This window comes from Pannonibacter sp. XCT-53 (genome assembly GCF_009915765.1).
Taxonomy (GTDB): Bacteria; Pseudomonadota; Alphaproteobacteria; order Rhizobiales; family Stappiaceae; genus Pannonibacter; species Pannonibacter tanglangensis.
Genome location: NZ_JAABLQ010000001.1, coordinates 514,883 through 536,653, shown reverse-complemented (window position 1 = coordinate 536,653; position 21,771 = coordinate 514,883). Strand labels below are relative to the sequence as shown.

17 protein-coding genes and 1 riboswitch are annotated in these 21,771 nt (G+C 66.9%); of the genes, 6 read left to right on the top strand and 11 right to left on the bottom strand.

What is annotated here, in order from left to right:
• On the bottom strand, positions 1-1,347 hold the full coding sequence (locus GWI72_RS02495) for a globin-coupled sensor protein (RefSeq protein ID WP_161707786.1): 1,347 nt from the start codon (positions 1,345-1,347) through the stop codon (positions 1-3).
• Positions 1,348-1,727: 380 nt separating this feature from the next.
• Here GWI72_RS02495 and GWI72_RS02490 point away from each other — a divergent pair, with 380 nt between their 5' ends.
• A complete protein-coding gene (locus GWI72_RS02490) occupies positions 1,728-2,762 on the top strand; it encodes a DUF2336 domain-containing protein (protein ID WP_161707785.1) in 1,035 nt (344 codons plus the stop codon).
• Positions 2,763-2,767: 5 nt separating this feature from the next.
• Here GWI72_RS02490 and GWI72_RS02485 read toward each other — a convergent pair whose 3' ends face one another.
• The 4 genes from GWI72_RS02485 to GWI72_RS02470 all read right to left on the bottom strand — a co-directional run bounded on the left by GWI72_RS02485 (position 2,768) and on the right by GWI72_RS02470 (position 7,233).
• Positions 2,768-3,754, bottom strand: a complete 987-nt coding sequence (locus GWI72_RS02485; protein ID WP_161707784.1) for a threonine ammonia-lyase — start codon at positions 3,752-3,754, stop codon at positions 2,768-2,770.
• Positions 3,755-3,818: 64 nt separating this feature from the next.
• Complete coding sequence (locus GWI72_RS02480; RefSeq protein ID WP_161707783.1) at positions 3,819-4,880, bottom strand: glycosyltransferase family 4 protein; 1,062 nt, start codon at positions 4,878-4,880, stop codon at positions 3,819-3,821.
• Positions 4,877-5,680 carry a UDP-2,3-diacylglucosamine diphosphatase gene (locus GWI72_RS02475; protein WP_161675446.1) on the bottom strand — a complete coding sequence of 268 codons (804 nt, stop codon included), beginning with the start codon at positions 5,678-5,680 and terminating at the stop codon, positions 4,877-4,879. Before GWI72_RS02475 ends, GWI72_RS02480 begins: the two co-directional genes overlap by 4 nt.
• Before the next feature lie 242 nt (positions 5,681-5,922).
• Entirely contained in the window at positions 5,923-7,233 is a 1,311-nt protein-coding gene (locus GWI72_RS02470; protein ID WP_161675443.1) for an OmpP1/FadL family transporter, read from the bottom strand.
• Positions 7,234-7,679: 446 nt separating this feature from the next.
• On the opposite strand from GWI72_RS02470, the gene GWI72_RS02465 reads away from it, so the two are divergent.
• Positions 7,680-8,525 carry a fumarylacetoacetate hydrolase family protein gene (locus GWI72_RS02465; protein ID WP_161707782.1) on the top strand — a complete coding sequence of 282 codons (846 nt, stop codon included), beginning with the start codon at positions 7,680-7,682 and terminating at the stop codon, positions 8,523-8,525.
• A gap of 81 nt (positions 8,526-8,606) precedes the next feature.
• On the opposite strand, the gene GWI72_RS02460 is transcribed toward GWI72_RS02465, so the two are convergent.
• Genes GWI72_RS02460 through GWI72_RS02450 form a run of 3 tightly spaced genes read right to left on the bottom strand, consistent with a single transcriptional unit; the run spans position 8,607 to position 11,309 of the window.
• Positions 8,607-9,698 carry a TRAP transporter substrate-binding protein gene (locus GWI72_RS02460; RefSeq protein ID WP_161707781.1) on the bottom strand — a complete coding sequence of 364 codons (1,092 nt, stop codon included), beginning with the start codon at positions 9,696-9,698 and terminating at the stop codon, positions 8,607-8,609.
• Positions 9,695-10,507 carry a bifunctional hydroxymethylpyrimidine kinase/phosphomethylpyrimidine kinase gene (gene thiD, locus GWI72_RS02455; RefSeq protein WP_161675435.1) on the bottom strand — a complete coding sequence of 271 codons (813 nt, stop codon included), beginning with the start codon at positions 10,505-10,507 and terminating at the stop codon, positions 9,695-9,697. The genes GWI72_RS02460 and thiD overlap by 4 nt, the downstream gene beginning before the upstream one ends.
• Positions 10,508-10,547: 40 nt before the next feature.
• On the bottom strand, positions 10,548-11,309 hold the full coding sequence (locus GWI72_RS02450) for a hydroxyethylthiazole kinase (RefSeq protein WP_161707780.1): 762 nt from the start codon (positions 11,307-11,309) through the stop codon (positions 10,548-10,550).
• 89 nt (positions 11,310-11,398) lie between these two features.
• Positions 11,399-11,502, bottom strand: a riboswitch (TPP riboswitch).
• Between the two features lie 238 nt (positions 11,503-11,740).
• Between GWI72_RS02450 and GWI72_RS02445 the strand changes: the two genes are divergently transcribed.
• Positions 11,741-11,977: an Lrp/AsnC ligand binding domain-containing protein gene (locus GWI72_RS02445; RefSeq protein WP_161675431.1), complete on the top strand. Its 237-nt coding sequence runs from the start codon at positions 11,741-11,743 to the stop codon at positions 11,975-11,977.
• Between the two features lie 48 nt (positions 11,978-12,025).
• Here the strand turns inward: GWI72_RS02445 and GWI72_RS02440 are convergent, their stop codons facing one another.
• Positions 12,026-13,063, bottom strand: a complete 1,038-nt coding sequence (locus tag GWI72_RS02440) for a DMT family transporter (protein ID WP_161707779.1) — start codon at positions 13,061-13,063, stop codon at positions 12,026-12,028.
• 343 nt (positions 13,064-13,406) lie between these two features.
• On the opposite strand from GWI72_RS02440, the gene GWI72_RS02435 reads away from it, so the two are divergent.
• Positions 13,407-14,408, top strand: coding sequence for a putative transporter (locus tag GWI72_RS02435; protein WP_161707778.1), 1,002 nt, complete (start codon positions 13,407-13,409; stop codon positions 14,406-14,408).
• A gap of 94 nt (positions 14,409-14,502) precedes the next feature.
• On the opposite strand, the gene GWI72_RS02430 is transcribed toward GWI72_RS02435, so the two are convergent.
• Positions 14,503-16,806, bottom strand: a complete 2,304-nt coding sequence (locus GWI72_RS02430; RefSeq protein WP_161707777.1) for a xanthine dehydrogenase family protein molybdopterin-binding subunit — start codon at positions 16,804-16,806, stop codon at positions 14,503-14,505.
• 313 nt (positions 16,807-17,119) lie between these two features.
• A complete protein-coding gene (locus GWI72_RS02425) occupies positions 17,120-18,781 on the bottom strand; it encodes a long-chain-fatty-acid--CoA ligase (RefSeq protein ID WP_161675423.1) in 1,662 nt (553 codons plus the stop codon).
• Positions 18,782-19,323: 542 nt separating this feature from the next.
• On the opposite strand from GWI72_RS02425, the gene GWI72_RS02420 reads away from it, so the two are divergent.
• Together GWI72_RS02420 and GWI72_RS02415 are read left to right on the top strand one after the other, a co-directional pair.
• Positions 19,324-20,616, top strand: coding sequence for an ROK family transcriptional regulator (locus GWI72_RS02420; protein WP_161675421.1), 1,293 nt, complete (start codon positions 19,324-19,326; stop codon positions 20,614-20,616).
• Between the two features lie 102 nt (positions 20,617-20,718).
• Positions 20,719-21,735, top strand: coding sequence for a sugar ABC transporter substrate-binding protein (locus GWI72_RS02415; protein WP_161675420.1), 1,017 nt, complete (start codon positions 20,719-20,721; stop codon positions 21,733-21,735).
• Positions 21,736-21,771 lie beyond the last annotated feature (36 nt).

Below are 21,771 nucleotides of genomic sequence, written 5' to 3'. Positions count from 1 at the left end.
TCACGCAGCCGCATCGGGCTGCGTCAGGACATCGGCAAGGAAGCGCCGGGCGCTCAGGTCGAGGTCCGCAGCCTGCGCCTTCAGGCTGCCCGACATGTGCGACACGTGGCTGGCCGAATCCCGGGTGCCCTGTGCCATGTCGCGGATCGACGCCAGTTCGTCGCTGAGCGACGCCGTTCCGGCTGCCGCCGTCTGGACGCTGCTCGAGATCTCCGTCGTGGCCTGCATCTGCTGCTCGACCGCCGTCGAGATCTCGGAGGCGATGCGGGCAAGGTTGCCGATGGTCGCCGTGATCTGGCTGATGTCGGCCACCGACTGGCGCGTCGCGGCCTGGATGGCGGCAACCTGCCCGGTGATCTCCTCGGTCGCGCGGGTGGTCTGGCTGGCAAGTTCCTTCACTTCGGCCGCCACGACCGCGAAGCCGCGCCCCATTTCCCCGGCCCGCGCCGCCTCGATCGTCGCGTTGAGGGCGAGCAGGTTCGTCTGCCCGGCAATCTCGGAGATGAGTTCGATCACCGACCCGACCCGCTCGGCTGCCGCCGACAGGCTCTGGACGCTGTCATTGGTGCGGCGCGCGTTGTCGAGCGCCTCGTTGGAAATGTCGCGCGACATGCCGGCCTGACGGCTGATCTCGTGGATGGAGGCCGCCATCTGTTCCGTCGCCGCCGCGCTCGCATGGACGCCGCGCGTGGAGGTCGCTGCCGAGCCTTCCATGGAGCCGATGCGGGCACTTGTCTCGCGGGCGACGCCGCTCAGCTCTTCCGCCGTGTGCTCAAGGGCTTCCGAGGCCTGCGTCAGGCCACCAAGGGCGGAGCGGAGCTGGCCCTCAAAGCCCTCGACGGCCGAACGGATGCGCTGTTCGCGCTGGCGTGCCGCCTCGACCATCGCCTCGCCATAGGTGGAGACGGCGATGTCCATGTCGAGCAGGACGATCCGGGTGACGACCGACGTCAGTTCCGCGGTCCGCCGGCCCGAGAACCGGTGGCGACGCCCGAACAGCTGCGTCAGATGCGAGAGGACGAAGCCGTAGCCGCCGATGTACCAGCTGGGTTCCAGACCGATGCGCACATGCGCCCGGCCGATCCGCAGCGCACTCTCCTGATAGGCCGCGTCGAACCCGTTGCAGAACAGCTGCCGCCAATGCGAAGTCTGCGCCTTGATGAGATGCGCCTGGCGACCGCCGATGATGGCAGCCAGTGACGGCACCCGGGCCACATGGGCGTAAAAGCTCTCGAGCATCCCCGGCAAGGCCGGCTCGATGAGCTGCCAGGCCTCGCGCGCCACGCGCAACTCTTCCGCGCTCAGCTGAAAGAAGCCGAGCCGGTCCGCAATCTGCATACTGGGCATTTCCCCTCCATGGACATGCGTAAGAACAAGCGGGGACAAGCCAGGTCCGTCCAGACTGGCTCGCCGGCGGGGACCATCAGCCGAGCTGTTCTAATGGACGGTAAATCCACAACCCAAGATCTTCATTTAAGTATTTTCCGTTAGCGGCACCCTGAAACCGGCCCGGAACCTGACGATACGGCATTTTCTTCTGGCACGCATCGATCCCGGCCCGCATCCCTGATCGCAAGCGATGTTGTCGATGGAGCCGGAGCAACCGTAATCTGCCCGCGACATGCGCTTTACCTTTCAGCCAAAGGAACTAATGATTCACAGTTGTGTAGAATGATAATGTTCAAACAACAGAAGCTGAAAAGCCGGCGGGGACTGCAAGAAATTTCATGCTGAGGGAACGTCTCGAACAGCTCGCACGCAACAAGGACGCGGCCGCTCGCTCGGAGCTGATCCGGACCCTGGGTGCAGAATATGCCAATCCGTCCTCGCCCGATCCGACGCCGATGGAACGGGAGCTCTTCTCAGCGCTTGTGCTCGACGTCTTTCACCAGCTCGACCGGCCAACCCGCTACGATCTGGTCGTGCGCCTGGCCCGGACGAACCGCATCACCTCGCCGCTTGCAGACCGTCTGGCGCAGGAGGACTACGAGCTGAGCGAACCGGTGCTCGAGTTCTCGCCGACGATCAGCCAGCAGGCGCTCAGGACCATCGTGACAAGTCGCTCGGACCGGCACCGCAGCGCCATCGCCCGCCGTCCGGACCTGCCGGAGGATCTGGTCGACACGATGATCGCCCGCTCGGGGCGCGGTGTCACCCATGTGCTCCTGACCAATCCCGCCACCCGGTTCTCCCCCCGCGCGATCCTGGCGCTGCTGATCTTTGCCAATGTCGAGGCCCCCGTGCTTGCCGGGATCGCCCGTCGCGCGCTGCAGGACCCGGTCTTCCACGCCGACCTCTGCACCATCCTGGAGGCGCAGTGTCCCCTCGTGCCGCCGGAACTGGCGAAAGCAATGGAGGCAGAGGATCTGGAGCCGCTGGCCCGGCGTGCGCTCGCCGACGGCAAGGCGCTGGACATCAACGTCAACGGCCAGACGATGTCCTATCACGAGGCCCATGTTCAGATCGCCTCGGGAGAACTGTCGTTTGATTCCATCCTGCTGACCCTCATCGACCAGAACCGGCAGGACGCCTGCGTCTGGCTGATCGCCCGCAAGATCGGCCTCGTCGAGAGCACGATCGCCAAGATCCTCCGGTCGGAGGCCGACAGCGCGGTCACCAACATGATGCGCGAAACCGGCATCGAATACCGGACCTTCCGCAAGTTCCTGGAGGCACGCTGCGTCTGGTTCGACAAGAGCCCGCGGACGATCCCGGACGAGGTGCTGCGGTTCCGCACCGGTCGGCGCGCGCCCTCCGTCTGAGGATTTCAGGCCGCAGCCGTCGCAAGCGCCTGCTGCATCATCTGCGGATCGACGTTGCCACCCGACAGGACGATGGCAACCGGCGTGTCGCCGGGCGGGATCCGGCCAGCCAGGACCGCAGCCAGAGCCACCGCTCCGCCGGGCTCGACGACGAGTTTCAGGTCGGTGAAGGCAAAGGCGACGGCGGCCAGCGCCTCGGCGTCGGAGACGACAAGCCCCTGCGCTCCGCGCGCCGCAAGCAGTCCGAAGGCGATCTCGCCGGGTCGGTCGGTCAGAATCGCGTCACAGACCGAACCGCTCGCCTGGGCGTTGCCAAGCCGGGTGCCCGCCGCCAGTGATCTGGCGTAGTCATCGAAGCCGGCCGGCTCGGCCGTGAACACGCGGGCCTCCGGCGCCTCGAGCTGGAGCCCCAGCGCAATGCCGCTGGCAAGCCCGCCGCCGCCGGTGCAGGCCACGACGGTGGCGGGAACCAGCCCCATCGCCCGCGCCTGCGCGGCGATCTCCAGCCCGACGGTCCCCTGCCCCGCAATCACGCCCGGGTCGTTGAAGGGGTGGATGAACGTGGCGCCCGTCCGCTCGACGATCGCGGCCGCAATCGCATCCCGGTCGTCGCGGCCCCGCCGGTAGGTGATCACCTCGGCGCCAAGCTCCCGGGTGCGCCGCAGCTTGATCGCCGGCGCATCCTCCGGCATGACGATGGTCGCTGCCATGCCGTGGAGCCGCGCGGCCTCTGCGACGCCCTGGGCATGGTTGCCGGACGAACAGGCCACGACACCCCGCTGGCGTAGCGCCTCGGGGATCAGGGCGATGCGGTTGCAGGCGCCGCGAAACTTGAACGACCCCGTGCGCTGCAGGGTCTCCGGCTTGACGAGCACAGGGCGTCCGGCCCGCGCATCCAGCGCCGGAAAGCGCAGCAGCGGCGTCATCGTCGCAAGGCCGCTGAGGCGCTCGCGCGCCTGAAGGACCATCTCGAGGGTCGGGGTCTGATGCATGTCGGCCTCCCTGGACACCCGGACAGGCCTAACAGGCCGGAGCGACAGAGACAACCGCCCCCGTTCAGGCCGGAGCGGGCGCGCCGGGCAGCGGGCTGTCGGCCACGGACCGGCCGATGAGATGCGCGGCCTCGGCATTGTCGAGGAACTGCCGCGTGCTGTTTTCCCAGGAGAACTGAAGCGCTGCCTCGCGGCAGAAGTCGCGCGGCACGTCGAGCGCCGCCAGCGCCGCTTCGCGCAGGTCCGCAGACAGGACGCCGGCCCCGGTCTCGCCGATGACGTCGAGCGGCCCCATGACCGGAAAGGCCGCCACCGGCACGCCGCAGGCCAGGGCCTCAAGCAGGACATTGCCGAAGGTGTCCGTCAGCGACGGAAAGACGAAGACATCGGCGGCGGCATAGTGGCGGGCCAGATCCTCGCCGAGCTTGGCCCCCGTGAACAGCACGTCCGGATAGGCCCGGCGCAGCGTCTCCAGCTGGGGCCCTTCGCCGACGACCACCTTGGTGCCGGGCAGGTCGAGATCGAGGAAGGCGGTGATGTTCTTCTCCACCGCCACCCGCCCCACGTTCATGAAGATCGGACGCGGCAGGTCGGCCGGGAGCACGCTGCCCTCGTAGGGCCGGAACAGGTTGGCATCAACGCCGCGCGACCAGCGCATGAGATGCGTGAAGCCGCGGCCGGCCAGATCGTCCTCGAGCGAACGCGTCGCCACCATGCAGCCCTGACCCGCATTGTGGAAGCTGCGCAGCCAGGCATAGGTCCAGTCCAGCGGCACCGGCAGGCGGGCCGACAGATACTCCGGAAACCGCGTGTGATAGCTCGTGGTGAAGACCTGTCCGCGTTTCAGGGCAACGCGCCGGGCGAGAAGGCCGAGCGGGCCCTCCGTCGCGATATGCAGGTGATCGCAGGCAAAGCCGTCGATCAGCCTTTGCACCTGCCGGCGCGTGGTGAGCGACAGCCGGATCTCGGGATAGGTCGGACAGGGCAGCGTCCGGAACAGCCGGGGGGTCAGCAGCTCGACGCGCACGCCCATGCGCTGCAGTTCGTCCGCCGTGCGTTCCAGCGAGCGCACGACCCCGTTGATTTGCGGATGCCAGGCATCCGTCACGATCAGGACAGAGGTCATGCGGCGACCGGCTGCTCCTGCGCGGGGCCAGCTGACGTTTCCGAAACGGCGCGTTCCACCCATCGGATCACCTCGAACGTCCCGTCGTGATGCTCGGCCACGGCCGTGCAGCTTTCGACCCAGTCACCGGTATTGATGTAATGGATCCCGTGCGTCATGTGGCTGGCGGCGTGGTGGATGTGGCCGCAGATGACCCCATGCGTGCCCTGGCGGCGGGCCTCGTCGGACAGCGCCTCCTCGAAGCGACCGATGAAGCTCACGGCATTCTTGACCTTGAGCTTGGCCCAGGCGGACAGCGACCAGTAGGTCAGGCCGATGCGCCGGCGCACCATGTTGACGGTGGTGTTCAACGCCAGGGCCGTCACATAGGCCTTGTCGCCGAAGAAGGCGAGCCACTTGGCATGCCGGATGACCACGTCGAACTGGTCGCCGTGAATGACAAGATACTGCCGCCCGTCCGCCGAGGTATGGATGACGCTGTCCACCACCTCCACGCCGCCGAAATGGGTGCCGAGGAAATCGCGCAGGAACTCGTCATGATTACCCGGAATGTAGACGATGCGGGCGCCCTTGCGCGCCTTGCGCAGGATCTTCTGGATGACGTCGTTGTGCGCCTGGGGCCAGTGCCAGGCCCGCTTCAGACGCCAGCCGTCGACAATGTCGCCGACGAGGTAGACGGTTTCCGCATCGTTGTACTTGAGAAAATCGAGCAGCAGGTCCGCCTGGCAACCGCGGGTGCCGAGATGGACATCGGAAATGAACAAGGCCCGATAATGCCGCGCTTCCTTCCGCGCTGTCATCGCCCGCACTCCATGTAAGGATCGAGAGCCTTAGACGCGATTCAGGTATCAGGAATATGACAAATGGCGGAAACCCGACGTTTCCGGGCCCCGTCGCCGCGCTGGCGCCCCGTTTGGGGGCCGGAATGTGACAGCAACCTTAACGGCTGCAAGGCGGATGTGACACGGCCGGCGCCACCGGAGGCCCCAGCGAAAAGGGGCCGGCGCTTGGCGCCGGCCCCCCTGTCAGCCAGTCTGGCCGCTCAGTGCTTGCCGCCCCAGCGGTAGCGGAAGGAGGCGGTGAAGATGTTGACGTTGCTGTCGGCGCTCGCCGTCAGGCGACCCACAGCCGGGTTGTAATCCTGGTGACCCGGGCCGATGTTGATCTTCGTGCTCTCCGGGATGATGTGGGTGTAGCCGAGATCAAGCGACATGTTCTCCATGACCTTGTAGCTCAGGCCGGCGGAGAGCCAGTAGCGGTTGTTGTCCGGCAGGCGGGCGGAGCGGATCTTCTCGTCGATCGGCGACAGCTCGTAGGCCAGACCGGCACGCAGCGTCAGCTTCTCGTTGTAGTCGTATTCGCCACCAAGGGCAAAGAACCAGCCGTCGTTGTAGTTGAACTTCAGGTCCGGCGTCGCCATCGTGCCGGACTTCGGCTTGGTGTGGATGGTGCCGAGGCGGCTCCAGTTCGTCCACTCGACCGTACCGGCCACGCGGAAGGCATCCGTCACGCGCTGCTTGACCGAGAAGGTCAGCATCTCCGGCGTCATGGTCGCGGCCGTGATCCCGGTGGTGGAGGCTGCGAACGGGGTTCCGGACGGCAGCAGCACGCCCGCCGGCTGGATGTATTCGCCGTCAAGCTTGTGCGAGACCGCGGAGCGGAAGCCGAGGCCGAATTCGGTGCCTTCGACCGGCTTGATGGTCACGCCCGCGTTGAAGCCGAAGCCGATGTCGTCGCCCTTCACTTCGGCGGTCTGCGCGGAGGCGGAGAGCGGGAAGGCGGACTTCAGGCGGACCTGCAGGTACTGGATCTGCACACCCGCGCCGACCGAGATCATGTCGTTGATCTTGTAGCCGACGGTCGGGTTGATGTTGACCGAGAACACTTCCGAGGACCGGTTGTACCACTTGCCGCCCCAGCTCGGGCTCGGCTTGGTCGCCAGGCCGAAGGGCGCCGTGACCGACAGGCCGACGAACAGGCTGTCATTGACCTTGTAGGCATTGTAGCTCGCCGGGATCCAGGCGTCCGAGCCGATGTCGCCGGTCTTGCCCGAGGCAGAGCCGATCCACGGCACGGCGCCGCGCGTGAAGTTGTAGTCGAGCTCGGCGCTCGGAAGGATCAGGGAGCTGTGCGATTCAAACGTGATGCCGTCGCCTGCCCCGGTGATCGTGGCCGGGTTCCAGAAGATCGACGAGATGCTCGGCCCGGTGGTGCCGTTGCCGGCAAAGGACATGCCCTGGTAGTAGCCACTCTGCTCACGCAGCGCAAAACCACCGGCCTGCGCCTGGCCGGCCACCGCGATCAGGCTCAACGCCGAGCCGCACAGAGCAGCAGCCTTAAGTGCACGGTTCATATCTGAGTTCCCTCCCATTAAGTCAGGATCCAGCCCTGCCAAGCTTTCACCATTGATCGCAGGATCAGGAAAACACGTAGCAAGTGCAATTGCGAAAATCGGCAGGCGGGAATGGCTGCCAAGTCTGCTGCAGCGCAGCAATCAACTCGACGGAAACCGCCGTCTTGGTCAGCCGGCTTCCGATAACGTCAATTTCCGGTGGTTCGCGACATTTCTTGCAGGGGCGCGACGCGAAACACTTCATTTGCACAATTTTTAGGCAAATCAGCCTCGACACAGAACAGACATATTTTCGCCTCGGGCGTTGCGAAACTGCAACAATCCGGCCGCACCCGGACTGCCGGTTTCCTGGTCCGGTGACCTTGCATCGGCAGGCAGACGCATGAGAATGGCGCCCAGCCTGCGCGGGTCCGCCAGGCGCTGCACGAGGTCAGAAGAGGGCAAAAATGAAACTGTGTCGATTCGGAGAGGCAGGCGCGGAACGGCCGGGCCTCATGGCCAGCGATGGCAGCCTGCGCGATCTGGGCGCCATCATCGGCGACCTGGACGCCGCCGCCTATGACCAGCCGGTGCTCGACCGCTTGCGTGCCCTCGACGTGGCAACCCTGCCCGAGGTCAAGGGTCCCGTGCGCTTCGGCCCGCCGATCCACCGCCCGGGCCATTTCATCGCCATCGGGCTGAACTACGCCGACCATGCGGCGGAGTCCGGCATGCCCGTGCCGGCCGAACCGGTTGTCTTTTCCAAGGCGCCGAGCTGCATCAGCGGCCCGAACGATCCCGTCATCATCCCGGCCGGGTCGACCAAGCTGGACTGGGAAGTGGAGCTGGCCTTCGTCATCGGCCGGCGCGCCTGGCAGGTGAGCGAGGCGGAGGCCCTGTCGCATGTGGCCGGCTACCTGATCTGCAACGACATTTCCGAACGGGCCTGGCAGATCGAGGGCACCGGTCAATGGATCAAGGGCAAGAGTGCGCCGACCTTCGGACCGCTCGGCCCCTTCGTCGTCACCGCCGACGAGATCCCCGACCCGCAGGCCCTCGACCTGACCCTTGACCTGAACGGCGTGCGCACCCAGACCGGATCCACCCGGACCATGATCTTCCCCGTTGCCACCCTCGTCAGCTTCCTGTCGCAGCTGATGGTGCTGGAGCCCGGCGACGTGGTGACGACCGGCACGCCGCCGGGCGTCGGGATGGGCAAGAAGCCGCCGCTCTATCTCAAGCCCGGCGACGTGATGGAACTCGGCATCTCCGGTCTCGGCACGCAGCGCCAGGTGGTTGTCGCCGGGAGCTGACCGGAGCCCGGAACGGGCTGCGGCCGGCCCCGCATGGCACCGGCCGCAGTCATCCTCCACGCGCCCGGACAGGGGCCGACGTCAGGCCCCGTCGCGGGCGGACAGGAAGCGCTGCACGGAGACACGGCTCCACGGCGCCAGCCGCGCGATGGCGGCCGCATAGCTCTCGTAGATGCGTCCGGACAGCGGGTCCCTGGTGGCAAAATCGGCCAGCACCGCAGCGCTTTCCTTGCGCAGCCCGGCCAGCACGTCGTCCGGATAGAAGCGGACGTCGACGCCGTCCTTCTCCTGCAGCGTCGCCAGGGAACCGGCGTTCATCCACTCGCTCTCGGTCAGGGCCAAGGCATTCTCGGCGCGGCAGGCCTCAAGCACGATGGCCTGCAGCTCGGCCGGCAGCCCGTCGAGCGCTGCCTTGTTGAACAGCGCCTCGCCCGTGCCGTTCGGCTCGTGGAAGCCCGGCGCGTAATAGTACTTCGCCACCTTCTGGAACCCCATGGCCTGATCGCTCCAGGGCCCGAGGAACTCGGTCGCGTCGATCACGCCGGACTGCAACGCCTGGAAGATCTCCCCCGGCGGCAGCGCCACCGGCGTCGCGCCGAGCCGCCGCAGCACCTCGCCGCCGAGCCCCGGCATGCGGATTTTGAGGCCTGCCAGATCATTCAGCGACGTGATCTCGCGCTTGAACCAGCCGCCCATCTGAACGCCGGTGTTGCCGGCCATCACCGGCTTGATGCCAAAGGGGGCATAGAGCTCGTCCCACAGCGCCTGGCCACCGCCCTGTTCGATCCAGGTCATGTGTTCCAGCGGCGTCAGACCGAAGGGAATGGCGGTGAAGAACACGGCGGCCGGCATCTTGCCCTGCCAGAAGAACGAGGCGGTGTGCCCCATCTGGGCGGTCCCGCCCGCAACCGCATCGAGCACACCGAGCGCCGGCACGAGTTCACCGGCCGCAGACAGGCGCACCCGCATGCGGCCGCCGGAGAGGGTCTCGATCCGGTCGCAGATCCGCTGCGCGGTCACGCCGGGGCCTGGCAGGTTCTTCTGCCAGGAGGTGACCATCTTCCAGTCGATGGTCGCGTTTGCCCGCACCAGCGACGGAGCGGCAAGGGCGCCCGTGGCGGCTGCGACGCCGAGGCCAAGGGCCCGGCGGCGGGAATAGGTCGAAGTCGTCATGCAGATGCCCCCCAGAATGCGTGGAAATGATGCACGGGCCCATGTCCCGAGCCGATTGTGAGCCGGTCGGAAGACCGGATCGCCGCGGTGACATAGGCCTTGCCGGCCGCCACCGCCTCGGCGAGCGGCAAGCCCCGGGCGAGCCCGGCCGTGATCGCCGATGACAGGGTGCAGCCCGTGCCATGGGTGTTGCGCGTCTCGTGCCGGGGCGCGCTCAGCCAGGTCTCGGCCCCGTCGCCGGTAAGCAGGCAGTCCTCGCTGGCCGGCCCCCCGCCATGACCGCCCTTCAGCAGCACCGCCCTTGCCCCGAGCCGCAGCAGCGCCTGCGCCTGGTCGCGCATCGCCTCGCGCCCTTCGGCAACGGAGGTCTCGAGCATGCGCGCGGCCTCCGGAAGGTTGGGCGTGATCAGCGCGGCTCTGGGAAGAAGATGCTCGATGATGACGGCCACCGCCTCGGGAACGAGCAGCGGATCGCCGGAGGCTGCGACCATCACCGGATCCAGAACGACGGCCTGCATGCCATGCGCATCCAGTCCCTCTGCCACGGCGCGGATGACGTCAGGCTGCGACAGCATGCCGATCTTCACCGCGTTGACGGCCAGATCCCCGAGAACGGCATCCATCTGCGCCCGCACGAAGGCCGGGGGCACGTCGTGGATCGCCGAGACACCATGGGTGTTCTGCGCCGTCAGCGCCGTCAGCACGCTGGCGCCATAGACGCCGAGCGCCGAGAAGGTCTTCAGGTCGGCCTGGATCCCGGCGCCACCGCCGGAGTCGGAGCCTGCAATGGTAAGGGCAATCGCGGTCATGCGGGTTTCCCTGAGGTGGTGGAGAAAGAGGGGGCCGCGCTCAGGCGAGGCGCAGGTGCTGGCCAAGGCTGGCAGCGTCCAGCGCATGCAGCGCGTCCAGGAACAGCGGCACGAAACTGCCGGGCCCGGCGGCAGAGCGGGCTGCCAGCTCTCCGGCAATCGCCACGAAGCTGAGCCCGGCCGCAGCCGCCAGCAACGGATCCGGCTCGACAGCCAGACAGGCCCCCAGCACCGCTCCGGCTGCACAGCCGGTGGCCGTGACGCGCCCCATCATCGGATGGCCGTTGGCAAGACGCAGGGTGCGCGCACCGACCTGCACGAGATCGACGGGCCCGGTCACGGCAAGCGGCACGCCGGCCAGCGCCTCCGCGCCGCCCAGTGCCGCCAGTTCGCCGGCGTTGACCTTGAGCAGCGACGGACGACGGGCGGCAAGATCGCGGGCGAGCGCGAGCCGCGGCGGCGACCGGTCGACGAACACGGGGTCAAGCACCCAGGGCTTGCCCGTCGCCTCGGCGACCTCAAGCCCGAGGGCAAAGGCGGTGCGCCGGCTCTCGTCGAGCGTGCCGAGATTGACAAGGATCGCATCGGCGCTGGCGGCAAAGGCCGGCACCTCTTCGGCGGCAAGCGTCATCGAGGGGATCGCGCCCAGCGCGAGCAGGACATTGGCCGTGAAGGCCTGGGCTACGGCATTGGTCAGGCAGTGAACGCGCGGCGCGGCAGACCGCAGCCGGTTGAGCACACGGCCGATGTCGATCGAAAGGGCGTCCGCCGTCGGCGCGGTTGCGGTGGCCGGGGCCGTCATGCGTCCCGCCTCCGCGATGTCCGCGCAGCGCGCATGCCGGTGCCTGTGTGATGAAGCTCGTCACGCGCCGCAGCCGTGACCCGTATCGACTGGTCCGTCATCCCAAATCCCTCCGCCGGTACGAGCCGGATCAGGTTCAAGGAGTTGGCGCCTGCGCCTCTCAGCCCGTCAGTGGGCACCCCCATGAGATGGCATGACAGCTAACAACTGCGACGCGTCATTGCAAGCAGATTGGCGCGGCAGGCCGACGCGGGTCAGCGCCCGCACGGCATCGGACGGCAGGGGGCGACCTTGGCGCGTCGGGGCGGCTTGTCGGGGCGGCTTGTCGGGGAAGCTTGGGGACCGCAGCGCATGATTGACGGCCCGCCCCGGATCAGCCATTCAAGCCAGAACGAAATGCCCCCGCCCGGGGGCGTCACGGGACCCGAGCCATGAAGCCGTTCTTCATCATGATCAAGTGCCACCTGGGGGAGACCTACAAGGTGGCCAACGCGATTGCCGACGCCGAGATCGCCTCGGAGATCTACTCGACGAGCGGCGACTACGACCTGCTGGTCAAGGTCTACATCGAGGACGGCGACGACATCGGCCACTTCGTGAACCAGAAGCTGCACTGTCTGGAGGGCATCCGCGACACCCGGACGATCATCACGTTCAAGGCATTCTGAGCCGGGCCGGCACCGCTGCCCAAGCCCGGCGGTTGAAGCCGGCGGCCGTCACGGCCTGAGCGGGCCCGAGGCCTCGCGCGCCTTCGTGTCATCGCGTCCAAGCTGACGCTCGCGAAACATCACGAACAGGCCGGCCGCCGTCACAATCAGCGAGCCGACGATCACCTGCCAGACCGGCACCTCGGCAAAGAACATCCAGCCGAGCACGACCGCCCAGATCATGTTGGCGTAGTCGAAGGGGGCAATCGTCGAGGCGTCGGCGTAGCGATAGGCCTCGGTCATGACGATCTGGCCGACACCGCCCGACAGCCCCACGAAGATGAGCAGCGCGGCCGTTTCCCAGTCCGGCAGGACCCAGGCGAAGGACGGATCGAGCCAGCCGAGGGGGATTGTCGCCAGCGCCATCACCGAGGCGCAGGCCGAGAACCAGAGGACGATGGTCGAGGTGCGCTCCGTCTCGCACAGCTTGCGCACGAAGATCATCGCCATGGCCGAGAACAGCGCCCCGAGCGCGGCAGCCGCGGCTCCGAACCAGGTCGCCCCCGTGATCGTCAGCCCGCCCATGTGCGGCGACAGGATGATGAGGATGCCGACAAAACCGAGGGCAACAGCGCTCCAGCGGTAGATGCGCACTGCCTCGCCCAGAAACAGGAAGGCCAGCACCACGACGAACAGCGGCGAGGCAAAGCCGATGGCGGTGGCATCGGGCAGCGGCAGGTACTTCAGCGAGGTGAAGGAACAGATCATCGCCGAGATGCCGACGGTGGCACGGCCGATATGGCCGAGCGGCTGATGCGTGCGGACCGCCGTGGTCAGCTGCCGCTGCCACAGCAGCATCATCAGGACCGGCAAGATGCCGAAGAAGTTGCGGGCAAACACCACCTGACCGATCGGCACCCGCTCGGCCGCGATCTTCAGCGCCACCACCATGATCGAAAAGATCAGGGTCGAGGCGACCTTGAGGCCGATGCCGAGCAAAGGCCTGTACTCCGTCCGGTCGAGGACCTGCGGAGCGGCGACCTCGTCCGGGCGGGGATCGGGCTGCCCTTGCGGGGATTGCGGCTCTCCAGCGTCCCTCAACGCCATGTGCAACTGTCCTTCCTGCCCGGCGTCCCCCGCACGCACGGGTGCCGCCGCCGGCGATTCCCACCTCTGGCCAGACTGGTCTTACCAGCATTCCCTCGTTTGAACCGCAAAAAGTGGCAAGTCCAAGACAGCCGACCCTGTGGCGCCGAGCCGGTGCAGCCGAGACGGTGCAGCCGAGCCGGGCGGGCGGACGGCGGCGACGGCTCAAGCCTCAGGCCGCGGGTCCGAGCCTTCCGGGCCGGAGGCGCGGATTTCAGGGATAAACCGGATTTGTGACGGAATGAGCAGATGAACTCGAGGCGATTCTCACCCTACCCTTTTGCACGATCAGGAGGGTGCGGGGATGTTCAGATCCTTTTTCATGAGCAGGCAATGGTTCTTCTGGGCCTGGCTGGGGTCAGCGCTGATCCTGTCGGTGACCTGGTACAAGGTCCAGCTCGATGTGCAGATCAACGAGTGGTTCGGCAGCTTCTTCGACATGGTGCAGAAGGCGCTCGGCACGCCCGGAGCCGTGACCCTCGAGAGCTATCTGGGCGAGATGTCGACCTTCCTGCAGATCGCGGGCCTCTACATCGTCATCGCCGTGGTGCTCGAGTTCTTCGTCCGTCACTTCATCTTCCGCTGGCGCCAGGCGATGAACGACTTCTACATGGCCCACTGGCACCTCGTGCGCGACGTCGAGGGGGCAGCCCAGCGCGTGCAGGAGGACACGATGCGGTTCGCGCGCATCATGGAGGGCCTCGGCGTCCTGTTCATGCGCTCGCTGATGACGCTCGCCGCCTTCATCCCGCTGCTGTGGGGCCTGTCGGAAAAGGTCACCGAGCTGCCCTGGATCGGGCCGGTTCCCCATTCGATGGTCTTCGTCGCGCTGCTGTCGGCCGCCTTCGGCACGGTGCTTCTGGCCGTTGTCGGCATCAAGCTGCCGGGCCTGGAGTTCCAGAACCAGAAGGTCGAGGCGGCCTATCGCAAGGAGCTGGTCTATGGCGAGGACCACGCCGACCGCGCCACGCCGCAGACCGTGGCCGAACTGTTCGCGCAGGTCCGGAAGAACTACTTCCGCCTGTTCTTCCACTACCTCTACTTTGATGTCGCCAAGTGGAGCTATCTGCAGGCAACCGTGCTGGTGCCCTACATCGCGCTCGGGCCGACGGTGGTCAGCGGCACGATCACCCTGGGCGTGATGCAGCAGATTACCCGGGCCTTCGACCGGGTGGAGAGCTCGTTCCAGTTCCTGGTCAACTCCTGGTCGACCATCATCGAGCTGATCTCGATCTACAAGCGCCTCGCCGCCTTCGAGCAGCGCATCCGGATCGCCAGGGCCGCAGCCCCCGTCGCCGCGGCCTGACACGCGAGACGAAGCGCCAGGCGCGGGAAAGCTGCGACGGGCTCTGCCCGTCTCAGCTCTTACGCCTGTCCAGGGAGCCTGTCTGTGCAGCCTGTCAGCCCCGCGCTGCCTGGATCGCCTGCCACACCTTCTGCGGCGTGGCCGGCATGTCGATGTGCTGCACGCCAGCGCCCTCCCGCAGCGCCATCTGCAGCGCATTCATCACGGAGGCGCAGCCGCCGATGGTGCCCGCCTCCCCCGCGCCCTTGATGCCCAGCGCATTGGTGGTGGAGGGAATGTTGTTGGTCTCGAAATGGATGTCCGGCAGGTCGGCAGCGCGGATCAGCCGGTAGTCGAGCAGCGAGGCCGTCAGCAGCTGGCCGTCGGCATCGTAGACGGTCTCCTCGCAGAGCGCCTGGCTGATGGCCTGGGCCGTGCCGCCGATCACCTGCCCGGCGAGCAGGATCGGGTTCACCGTGACGCCGAAATCGTCAACGATCGTGTAGTTGGTGATGGTGATGTCGCCCGTCTCCGGGTCCACCTCCAGCTCGCAGACATGCGTGCCGTTCGGATAGGTCGCCTCGACCTGCTTGACCTCTTCCTGACCGGCAAGCGGCTCGGGCGCACCGGCGGCGATCTCGGCCAGCGTCACCATCCGGTCCGTGCCGACGACCCGCACGGTGCCATCGACCAGCTCCAGATCCTCCGGCCCGGCCTCCAGCTTTTCGGCCGCCTGGTCCTTGATCTTCTGCACGAGGCTCTTCGACGCCTTCAGCACGGACGGCAGCCCCAGCGGAATGGAGCGCGAACCGCCTGTGCCCCCGCCCTTGCGCACCCGGTCAGTGTCGCCCTGGATGACCTCGATGCGGTCCATGTCGAGACCGAGTTCCTCGGCGATGACCTGGGCATAGGAGGTGGCATGGCCCTGGCCGTTGGTCTGCGTGCCGATCAAAAGCGTCACCGTGCCGTTGCCATTCAGCTCGACGGTCGCTTCCTCCCCGCCCGGGAAGGCGCAAGCCTCGATGTAGCAGCACATGCCGATGCCGCGGAACTTGCCACGGGCGGCGCTGTCGGCCTTGCGCGCGGCAAAGCCGGCCCAGTCGGCCACCTGCAACGCCTTGTCCATGTGGGCGGTGAAGTCACCCGTGTCGTAGAGGCGTCCCGTCGGCGTGCGATAGGGCAGCGCCTCCTTCGGGATGAAGTTGCGGCGGCGGATCTCGTCGGAGGCGAGGCCCAGATCCAGGGCAGCCTGCTCGATGAGCCGCTCGATCAGATAGGCCGCCTCCGGTCGTCCGGCGCCGCGATAGGCATCGGTCGGCACCGTATGCGCATAGACGCCCGTCGCCGTCACATGCAGCGCGGGGATGTCGTAGAGCCCGGTCGACATGGACGTGCCGACAAAGGGAATGAACGGCCCGAACTGGTGCAGATAGGCCCCCATCGCCGCCAGCACATGAATGCGCAGCCCGAGGATCTTGCCGTTTGCGTCGAGTGCCAGCTCCGCCGTCGTCACGTTGTCGCGGCCATGGGCATCGGTGACGAAGTGGTCCATGCGCTCGCCGGTCCACTTGACCGGCCGGCGCAGTTTCTCGGCCGCAAACAGGCAGAGCGGATATTCGCGGTAGACGAACATCTTGGTGCCGAAGCCGCCGCCGACCTCGGGCGTGACGATGCGCAGCTGCGACGGCTCGATGCCGAGGATGTCGCGGGCGATGATGTCGCGCATGCCGTGGCCACCTTGCGTGCCGGCGGTCAGGGTGTAGCGTCCGCTCGCCGGATCGAATTCGGCAACGCAGGCGCGCGGCTCCATGTAGTTGGCCACAAGCCGGTTGTTGTGCAGCTTGATCTGCGACACATGTGCGGCCGAGGCAAAGGCCGTCTCCGTCTTTGCGGCATCGCCATGGCCGAGCGTGAAGGCGCGGTTGGTGCCGAACTCGGGCCAGACCAGCGGCGCGTCGTTCTGCAGCGCCGCCTCGATGTCCACCACCACGTCGAGCGGCGTGTAGTCCACCTCGATCAGCTCCGCAGCGGATTTCGCGGCATTGACGCTGTCGGCGACGATGAAGGCGATGGCGTCACCCACATGGCGGACCGTGTCAGAGCACAGGACCGGGCGAACCGGCACCTTGTGCGTCGTGCCGTCGACCTGCCGCATCACGGCCTTGGTCGGCATCGGCTTCATCGCACCGAGATCGGCGGCAGTCAGCACCAGATGGACGCCGGGTGCGGCCCGGGCCGCGTCGAGCCCGTCCAGCCTGATCGTGGCATGGGCCATGGCCGAGCGCAGCACGTAAGCCTGCAGCACGCCCTCGGGTGCAAAGTCGTCGGTGTAGCGGCCGCGCCCGGTGATCAGGGTCGCGTCTTCCTTGCGCCGGATCGGTGCCCCGATTCCGAACTTCTTCGGCGTCATGTCGTTCATCTGGAAACGGCCTTCGGATGGTGAAACGGCCGGCAGCTGGAGGAACCGCCGGACCTTGCCTGTCGTCTGGCAAGGAGAATAACGCGCAGCCCCCCATCCGGCCAGCCCCGTCCCGCCAACCCCGTCACGCCGTTCCCCTGCGGCTCCGCCTGATGCCGGTCCGTCCGCAGCTCTGCGGCAGCTCGAGGCAGGAGACGAAAGCAGGCGGCCCTGCCAGCAGGACTGGCAGGGCCACCGGAGATTGCGGACCGGGAGCACGAGACGGCGACAGGCCCGGGGCCCCCCGCCGTCAGGCGACAGAAAACCCGCGCGGTCAGGCCGCGGAGGCAGACGCCCGCTTGGCGGCTTCTTCCTCGACCAGTTCCTTTTTCGACAGCTTGCCGACCATGGTCTTGGGCAGGGCCTCGCGGAACTCGATATCCCGGGGCATCTCGATCGGCGACAGGTGGTCCTTCAGGAAGGTCTTGATGTCGTCGGCCGAAACGCTGTGCCCGGCGCGGACCTTGATGAAGGCCTTGGGCGCCTGACCGCGGTAGGTGTCCGGAACGGCGATGACGATGGTCTCCTCGACAGCCGGGTGCTGGTAAAGCGCCTCCTCGATCATGCGCGGATAGACGTTGTAGCCCGAGCACAGGATGAGGTCCTTGATGCGGTCGACCAGATAGATGAAGCCATCCTTGTCCCGGTAGCCCACGTCGCCGGTGTGCAGGAACCCGTCCTCGATCGTCTGGCCGGTCTCGTCCGGACGCTTCCAGTAGCCCTTCATCACCTGCGGGCCCTTGACGCAGAGCTCGCCCTTCTCGCCCTCGGCGACCGGCTTCGAGCGGTCCTCGAGCGAGCGGAACTCAAGCTCGGTCCAGGGAACGGCCTGGCCGATGGATCCGGCGCGACGGTTCTCGTCGAGCGGATTGACGGCGACCACCGGCGAGGCTTCCGTCAGTCCGTAGCCCTCGACCAGCACGCAGCGCGTCAGCTTCTCGAACTTCTCCTTCACCTCCACCGGCAGCGGCGCACCGCCGGACAGGCAGAGCTTGATGCTGGTGAGGTCATAGGAGGCCGTCATCGGCGAATTGTTGATCGCCGTGTAGATCGTCGGCACGCCGGGGAACAGGCTCGGCCGCGTGCGCTTGATCGTGTCGAGCAGCATCTTGAGGTCGAAGCGCGGCATCAGGACCATCTCGGCCCCCAGCACGACGGCCAGGTTCTGCGCCACCGTCATGGCGAAGACGTGGAAGAACGGCAGCACGCACAGCATCTTCTCCTTGCCCATCTCGGCCGCCGAGAAGACGCGCTTCATCTGTTCGATGTTGCCCGACAGATTGGTGTGCGTGAGCATCGCGCCCTTCGGCACGCCGGTGGTGCCGCCGGTGTATTGCAGCACGGCCACGTCCTCGTCCGGGTTGATCGTGACGGGCGTGACCTTGCCGCCACGGGTCAGCAGCGAGGCAAAGGCAACGTGAGCGGCATCTTCCGGCACCTTCGCCCGTTCCTTGCCCTTGAACAGGGAGAAGAGGAACTTCTTCGGCTGCGGCAGGATGTCGGTGAAGGGACAGACGATGATCTTGTCGAGAATGCCCTCGCGGCGCACCGCCTCGACCTTGTCATAGATGACCTTCAGGTCGAGCGTGACCATGATGCGGGCATCCGCATCCCGCGCCTGGAAGGCGATCTCGCGCTCGACGTAGAGCGGATTGAAGTTGACGACCGTGGCGCCGATCTTGAGCAGCGCGAAGTAGAAGATCGGGTAGTAGGGTGTGTTGGGCAGGCAGAGCCCGACCTTGGTGCCCTTGGTCACGCCCATGGCCTGCAGGCCGGCGGCCGTCCGGTTCATGAGGGCGCCGATCTCGGCATAGGTCCAGGTCTTGCCCAGAAAGTCGACGGCCCGGCACTTGCCGTAGCCGCGAATGGTCTCCTCCAGATAGTCGTGCACCGGGCGAGCCCGGAACACCGGGCCGAATTCCTCCGCATTCGTCATGGCGGTCTCCACCGTGGTTGTTCCCGCCTGCCCTCAGTCTGTCAGCCCGCCGTCGACCGGTGCCCCCACCGGCCCCATCCGGTTGCCCGGATGTCCTTCCCCGTCGAACTGCCCGAGGGCAGATGGCGGTCCTTGTTACCGGACCCTGAAGCCAGATTTGTACAGGCCTTCCGTTTGCGTCAACCCGCAACGTTACGGCACCTGCCCAAAAAGATGTGCGGCGCCTGCGAGGCTGCGACGGGCTGTCGGCCCTGTCAACAAAACACCTTGCAGCTAAAGAAATTTAGGGCAGGATAACGCGAATGGCAATTTATGCGCGCACCAAATGTCGGGCCACACCTGCTTGCCGGACTGTCCGCCTGCCGTAACGAGATTTCTGAAGAACTTCAGGATTTTGGCGGTTTCATTCCGCGTCGCACCTACGAAATGCCGCAACGCAACACAGGATTCCGATTGACCTGGGACCGATCGCGTTATTAATTAATTCAACAATAATTATTCGGTGCCGCAGGCCAGACAGCCAGCCGCGGGGAGGACGCTGAATGACAAGATCCGAGGGAGGCCGGGGGGCCGGTGCCGGCACGGGACGCGGCAGCAACTCCGCCCAGCTGCGCCGTTACAACGAACGCATCGTGCTGCAGATCCTGCGGCGGGCCGGCGAGGCATCCAAGGCCGATCTGGCGCGGGCAGCGAACCTGACCAATGCGGCGATCGGCGCCATCATCCAGGAGCTGGCCCGCGACGGCCTGATCGAGGAAGTCGGCAAGCGGCACGACGGCGGCCGCGGCCAGCCGGCAACCATGCTGCGGCTGGCGGCGCGCGGCGCCTTCGGCTTCGGCGTGCGTCTGGGACGCGCCGGCATCGAGACGGTGCTGGTGGACTTTTCCGGCCGCGTCATCGGCCGCAGCGCCCATGACATGATCCTGCCGGTTCCCGACAAGGCAATCGACATCATCCGGCGCGACATCGAGAGCCTGCATGAGCTGCTGTCGCCGGTCGAACGGCGGCGGATCACCGGCATCGGCCTCGCCCAGCCGTTCAATCTCGGCGCCTGGCTGCGCGAACTCGGGCTGCCGGCGGAGAACTTCAAGCCGTGGGACGAGGTCGATGTGGCCGCGGCCCTCGAGAAGGCGACCCGCCTGCCGGTCTTTGCCGAGAACGATGGCACGGCGGCGGCGGTGGCCGAGCTCTTCTACGGCCTTGGCCGGCACGAGGACGATTTCCTCTACCTGTTCATTGGCCCGGCCATCGGTGGCGGGCTGATCCTGCACGGCGACGTGGTGCGCGGCCGCACGGGCAATGCCGCCGACGTGGCCGTGATGCCGGTCCAGCCGAGCCGGCTGGCCAGCGCCCCGCGCCCGGCCGGCGCCTGGGACATCCTGCTGACGCGGGCCTCGCTCGGGGCCCTGGCGCGGCATCTGACACCGGGAACGGGCCTGCGCCCGTCCCGTTCCGACCTCGAACAGGCCATCGCCACGGGCCGGGTCGAGGTCGAGGAATGGCTGGATGACTGCATCGATGCGCTGACGCCGTCCGTGCGGGCAAGCCATGCCCTTCTCGATGTGCCGCTGGTCGTCGTCGACTGCGACGTCGACGGCGGCCTGCTGCAGAGACTTCTGGCCCGCCTGCAGGCGGACCTGGAGGCCAGCGCTCCGGAGGCCCGGAGCGCACCACGGGTGGAACGGGGCAGTTTCGGACAGGATGCCGGCGCGCTCGGCGCGGCCAGCCTGCCGATGTTCTTCAACTTCTCCCCCCGGGCCGCGATCCTGACAGGAGGAAACGGATCGACCGCCGCAAACGGCATGATCCGGACGGAGGAACCGCTCCACACCTGAGGAGCCCGAACATGCGTGCACCGCACGCCGACCTTCGATCTGCAGGCAACTGGTCGGCCTGCGGACGGGAGACCTTTTGCCAACGGCCAGGGAGGAAAACCAATGATCCGCAAGATGCTTCTCGCAGGTTCCGTTCTCGCCGCCATGGGCGCGCTGCCGGCGCAGGCCGCCGGGACCAGCGCCTGCCTGATCACCAAGACGGACACCAATCCCTTCTTCGTCAAGATGAAGGAAGGCGCCACCGCCAAGGCGGCCGAACTGGGCATCACGCTGAAGTCCTATGCCGGCAAGGTGGACGGCGACCATGAGAGCCAGGTGGCGGCCATCGAGACCTGCATCGCCGACGGCGCCAAGGGCATCCTGATCACCGCGTCCGACACCAAGGCCATCGTTGACAGCGTCAAGCAGGCCCGCGACGCCGGCATCCTCGTCATCGCCCTCGACACGCCGCTGGAGCCGATCGACGCCGCCGACATGACCTTCGCCACCGACAACTTCAAGGCCGGCGAGCTGATCGGCACCTGGGCCAAGGCAACCCTGGGCGACAAGACCAAGGACGCCAGGATCGCCATGCTTGACCTGTCGATCAGCCAGCCGTCGGTCGACGTGCTGCGCGACCAGGGCTTCCTCACCGGCTTCGGCATCGACGTGGTCGATCCGAACAAGTGGGGCGACGAGAAGGATCCGCGCATCGTCGGCAACGAGGTCACCTCGGGCAACGAGGAAGGCGGCCGCAAGGCCATGGAAAACCTGCTGACCAAGGATCCGATGATCAACGTGGTCTACACGATCAACGAGCCGGCAGCCGCCGGTGCCTATGAGGCGCTGAAGGCCGTGGGCCGCGAGAAGGACGTGCTGATCGTCTCCGTCGACGGCGGCTGCCCCGGCGTCAAGAACGTGGCCGAGGGCGTCATCGGCGCGACCTCGCAGCAGTACCCGCTGCTGATGGCCTCGCTCGGCATCGAGGCGATCAAGACCTTCGCCGACACCGGCGCCAAGCCGAAGCCGACCGAAGGCAAGGCCTTCTTCGACACCGGCGTTGCCCTGGTGACCGACAAGCCGGCAGCCGGCGTGCCGTCGATCGACACCAAGGAAGGTCTCAACAAGTGCTGGGGTTGACCCGGATCTGAGGGCCAGCTCCCCCCGTGGCCAGGG

What these genes read in the sequence shown, in the direction of transcription:
- GWI72_RS02495 (WP_161707786.1), bottom strand. Translation starts at nt 1,347, where the DNA reads ATGCCCAGTATGCAGATTGCGGACCGGCTCGGCTTCTTTCAGCTGAGC.
- GWI72_RS02490 (WP_161707785.1), top strand. Translation starts at nt 1,728, where the DNA reads ATGCTGAGGGAACGTCTCGAACAGCTCGCACGCAACAAGGACGCGGCC.
- GWI72_RS02485 (WP_161707784.1), bottom strand. Translation starts at nt 3,754, where the DNA reads ATGCATCAGACCCCGACCCTCGAGATGGTCCTTCAGGCGCGCGAGCGC.
- GWI72_RS02480 (WP_161707783.1), bottom strand. Translation starts at nt 4,880, where the DNA reads ATGACCTCTGTCCTGATCGTGACGGATGCCTGGCATCCGCAAATCAAC.
- GWI72_RS02475 (WP_161675446.1), bottom strand. Translation starts at nt 5,680, where the DNA reads ATGACAGCGCGGAAGGAAGCGCGGCATTATCGGGCCTTGTTCATTTCC.
- GWI72_RS02470 (WP_161675443.1), bottom strand. Translation starts at nt 7,233, where the DNA reads ATGAACCGTGCACTTAAGGCTGCTGCTCTGTGCGGCTCGGCGTTGAGC.
- GWI72_RS02465 (WP_161707782.1), top strand. Translation starts at nt 7,680, where the DNA reads ATGAAACTGTGTCGATTCGGAGAGGCAGGCGCGGAACGGCCGGGCCTC.
- GWI72_RS02460 (WP_161707781.1), bottom strand. Translation starts at nt 9,698, where the DNA reads ATGACGACTTCGACCTATTCCCGCCGCCGGGCCCTTGGCCTCGGCGTC.
- thiD (WP_161675435.1), bottom strand. Translation starts at nt 10,507, where the DNA reads ATGACCGCGATTGCCCTTACCATTGCAGGCTCCGACTCCGGCGGTGGC.
- GWI72_RS02450 (WP_161707780.1), bottom strand. Translation starts at nt 11,309, where the DNA reads ATGACGGCCCCGGCCACCGCAACCGCGCCGACGGCGGACGCCCTTTCG.
- GWI72_RS02445 (WP_161675431.1), top strand. Translation starts at nt 11,741, where the DNA reads ATGAAGCCGTTCTTCATCATGATCAAGTGCCACCTGGGGGAGACCTAC.
- GWI72_RS02440 (WP_161707779.1), bottom strand. Translation starts at nt 13,063, where the DNA reads ATGGCGTTGAGGGACGCTGGAGAGCCGCAATCCCCGCAAGGGCAGCCC.
- GWI72_RS02435 (WP_161707778.1), top strand. Translation starts at nt 13,407, where the DNA reads ATGTTCAGATCCTTTTTCATGAGCAGGCAATGGTTCTTCTGGGCCTGG.
- GWI72_RS02430 (WP_161707777.1), bottom strand. Translation starts at nt 16,806, where the DNA reads ATGAACGACATGACGCCGAAGAAGTTCGGAATCGGGGCACCGATCCGG.
- GWI72_RS02425 (WP_161675423.1), bottom strand. Translation starts at nt 18,781, where the DNA reads ATGACGAATGCGGAGGAATTCGGCCCGGTGTTCCGGGCTCGCCCGGTG.
- GWI72_RS02420 (WP_161675421.1), top strand. Translation starts at nt 19,324, where the DNA reads ATGACAAGATCCGAGGGAGGCCGGGGGGCCGGTGCCGGCACGGGACGC.
- GWI72_RS02415 (WP_161675420.1), top strand. Translation starts at nt 20,719, where the DNA reads ATGATCCGCAAGATGCTTCTCGCAGGTTCCGTTCTCGCCGCCATGGGC.